This window comes from Candidatus Protofrankia californiensis, assembly GCF_900634765.1.
GTDB lineage: Bacteria > Actinomycetota > Actinomycetes > Frankiales > Frankiaceae > Protofrankia > Protofrankia californiensis.
Genome location: NZ_CAAAFT010000391.1, coordinates 1,044 through 3,949, shown reverse-complemented (window position 1 = coordinate 3,949; position 2,906 = coordinate 1,044). Strand labels below are relative to the sequence as shown.

The window sequence follows — 2,906 nt, the reverse complement described above, 5'->3', positions numbered from 1 at the left end:
TGCAGCCGCCAGCGGCGCGAAAACATGGTCGCGCCGCCTTTGGCCGGTCAGACTTGGCCTGTGCCCCGGTCAGGCCGATTCGCTGATTCCGGCTTCCTGACCCTGCTCCGGGCTCAGGACGCCCCATGAGACGAGCTGCTCGGTGAGCTTGCTCGGCGAGGTGTCGTAGATGACCGCGAGGGAACGCAGGTCCTCGTACCGGATGGAGAGTACGCGGCCGTTGTAGTCTCCGCGCTGGCTCTGGATGGTCGCCGCATAGCGGGCGAGTGGGCCGCCCTGTTCCTTCGGAACCTGGGAAAGCCGTTCCAGGTCGAGGACGATGCGCGGAGACTGTTCGAGCGGAGCCACGGTGGAACCCTCGGGGAGGAGCTCTCCCACCGGGACACCGTAGAACTCGGCGAGTTCGGACAGGCGCTGCACTGTAACAGCGCGATCTCCGCGTTCGTAGGAGCCCACGACGACAGCCTTCCAGCGCCCGTGCGACTTCTCCTCGACGCCATGAAGCGAGAGCCCCTGCTGGGTGCGTATTGCTCGCAGCCGAGCACCGAGCGCCTTCGCATAGTCGGACATCGGAGTGCCCACTCCCGTCGTGGTCGATCAGTTGGAACCGGGGCTCTTGCCGCCGGTGGTTACCGATAGTAGTCCTGGGTCGGTTGTCGCTCACCACCAGGGGGGTCGTGTCGACACTTTCTTTGTACCACTTTCTGTAGCCCATCGATTGCACTAGGCGTTACAGCCAGGGAATTTTTGCGCCGAGGGCCGTTCGTGTGCATGGGGTTCTCAACATGTAACGTGCAGTGACAATGTGTGGTGCCTGATACCGTCATCCGGACCGCTCCTTTAAGGACCGTCCAGTGAGGCGGGGAAGGAGGGACATGGGCATGACCACGCCCGCCCCAGGTACGCCCGCATCGGGAGGGTCCACGCCCGACCCGGAGGCATCCGGCCGCGGCACGGCCCGCACGGTGCTCTCCAGCGAGGACATCGGCCGGGTTCTCACCCGGATGGCCCATCAGATCCTGGAGAAGACGGCTGGCGGAAACGGTGTCGTGCTCCTCGGCATACCCACCCGCGGCGTTCCGCTGGCCCGTCGACTCGCCGCACGAGTCCGGGCGGTCGAAGGCGTCGAGCTCGGTGTGGGTTCGCTCGATCCGACCATGCACCGTGACGACCTTCGGTTTCACGCCGTCCGTCCGCTGGAAGTGACCGACCTTCCGGACGGGGGGATCGACGGCCGCACGGTGGTCCTCGTGGACGACGTCCTGTTCTCCGGCCGGACGGTGCGGGCGGCCCTGGACGCACTGGCGCAGTTCGGCCGGCCCCGGGTGGTACAGCTCGCGGTACTGGTGGACCGTGGTCATCGGGAGCTGCCGATCCGGGCCGACTATGTGGGCAAGAACATGCCGACATCCCGGCAGGAGGCCGTCGCGGTTCGCCTCACCGAGACCGACGGCCGGGATGCCGTGATGATTCTGTCGGAAGGAGCGGGTCGATGACTCCGGGGGGCTCGCCGCGCCGGCACGGTCGGGCCGGTCCGGTTCCGCCTGCTCCGGCCGTGAACGGGCCGGAGACAAACGGGTCGGAGACAAACGGGCCGGAGACAAACGGGCCGGAGGCGAACACGCCCGACGCCATCCGGCCGGACGCAAACGGCTCGGACGCACACGGGCCGGACGCGGATGGCCCGGCCGGGTGGCGACTGTCGGGCGGGGCGCCGGCATGATGCGCCACCTGCTGTCCACACAGGATCTCGGTCGGGACGATGCTCTGCTGGTGCTGGACACGGCCGAGTACATGGCCACTGTCGCTGACCGGTCGGTCAAGAAGCTGCCGACCCTGCGCGGTCGTACGGTGGTGAACCTTTTCTTCGAGGATTCGACCCGGACCCGGACGTCCTTCGAGCTCGCCGCCAAGCGCCTGTCCGCGGATGTGATCAATTTCTCGGTCCGGGGGTCGAGCGTCTCCAAGGGCGAAAGCCTCAAGGACACCGCGCAGACCCTTGAGGCGATGGGGGCCGACGCCGTGGTCTGTCGGCATCCCGCCAGTGGCGCTCCGCACAGGCTTGCCGCCTGGGTGCGCGGTAGCGTGCTCAACGCCGGGGATGGCATTCACGAACATCCGACCCAGGCGCTGTTGGACGCCTTCACCATCCGCCGCAGGCTCGGCCGTATCGAGGGCCTGTCCGTCACGATCGTCGGTGACGTCCTGCACTCCAGAGTGGCCCGCTCCAACATGTGGCTGCTGTCCACCCTGGGTGCGGCCGTGACGGTGGTGGCCCCGCCGACACTCGTCCCGGTCGGGGTGGATCAGTGGCCGGTCGAGGTCTCCTATGATCTCGATGCGGTCCTGCCCAAGAGCGACGTGGTGATGGTGCTGCGGGTGCAGCGGGAGCGGATGACCGCGGCGTTCTTCCCCACCGAGCGGGAGTACACCCGCCGGTACGGTCTGGATGCCGACCGGCTCGCGGCGATGCCGCCATCCGCGCTGGTCATGCATCCGGGGCCGATGGTGCGCGGAATGGAGATTGCCTCGGATGTCGCGGACTCGACCCGCTCGACAGTGGTCGAGCAGGTCGCCAACGGCGTAAGCGTGCGGATGGCGGTTCTGTATCTGCTTCTTGGCGGCACCAGGGAGGTGTCATGACGCAACGCGGCGACGTGGCCGCCTTCGAGCCCGGGCGGGACGCCGGACGCTGGCATCTGCGCGGCGTACGACCGCTCGGCGCCGATCCCGTGGACATGGTGCTCGACGGCGGGGTCATAGCCGAGGTCGGCCGCGGCCTGTCCGCCCCCGGCGCGAACGTCCTGGACGCCGACGGCCTGGTCGCGCTGCCCGGGCTGGTGGACCTGCACACCCACCTGCGGGAACCGGGCCGGGAGGACGCCGAGACCGTCGCCTCGGGAACC

3 protein-coding genes and 1 pseudogene are annotated in these 2,906 nt (G+C 68.2%); 3 read left to right on the top strand and 1 reads right to left on the bottom strand.

Annotation, left to right across the window (positions count from 1 at the left end; genetic code table 11):
- Positions 1-69 precede the first annotated feature (69 nt).
- Entirely contained in the window at positions 70-570 is a 501-nt protein-coding gene (gene bldD / locus DD1DGNOD_RS20070; protein WP_131768042.1) for a transcriptional regulator BldD, read from the bottom strand.
- A 311-nt stretch (positions 571-881) separates the two neighbouring features.
- On the opposite strand from bldD, the gene pyrR reads away from it, so the two are divergent.
- The 3 genes and pseudogenes from pyrR to DD1DGNOD_RS29895 form a co-directional block, all read left to right on the top strand.
- On the top strand, positions 882-1,496 hold the full coding sequence (pyrR, locus tag DD1DGNOD_RS20065) for a bifunctional pyr operon transcriptional regulator/uracil phosphoribosyltransferase PyrR (protein WP_131770816.1): 615 nt from the start codon (positions 882-884) through the stop codon (positions 1,494-1,496).
- 223 nt (positions 1,497-1,719) lie between these two features.
- On the top strand, positions 1,720-2,643 hold the full coding sequence (locus DD1DGNOD_RS20060) for an aspartate carbamoyltransferase catalytic subunit (protein ID WP_131770819.1): 924 nt from the start codon (positions 1,720-1,722) through the stop codon (positions 2,641-2,643).
- A pseudogene (locus tag DD1DGNOD_RS29895) lies at positions 2,640-2,906 on the top strand (dihydroorotase); the annotation flags it as partial. The gene DD1DGNOD_RS20060 and the pseudogene DD1DGNOD_RS29895, both read left to right, overlap by 4 nt.

Excerpts from the sequence above, each read along its gene's own strand:
- pyrR (WP_131770816.1), top strand. The coding sequence starts at position 882 with ATGACCACGCCCGCCCCAGGTACGCCCGCATCGGGAGGGTCCACGCCC.
- bldD (WP_131768042.1), bottom strand. The coding sequence starts at position 570 with ATGTCCGACTATGCGAAGGCGCTCGGTGCTCGGCTGCGAGCAATACGC.
- DD1DGNOD_RS20060 (WP_131770819.1), top strand. The coding sequence starts at position 1,720 with ATGATGCGCCACCTGCTGTCCACACAGGATCTCGGTCGGGACGATGCT.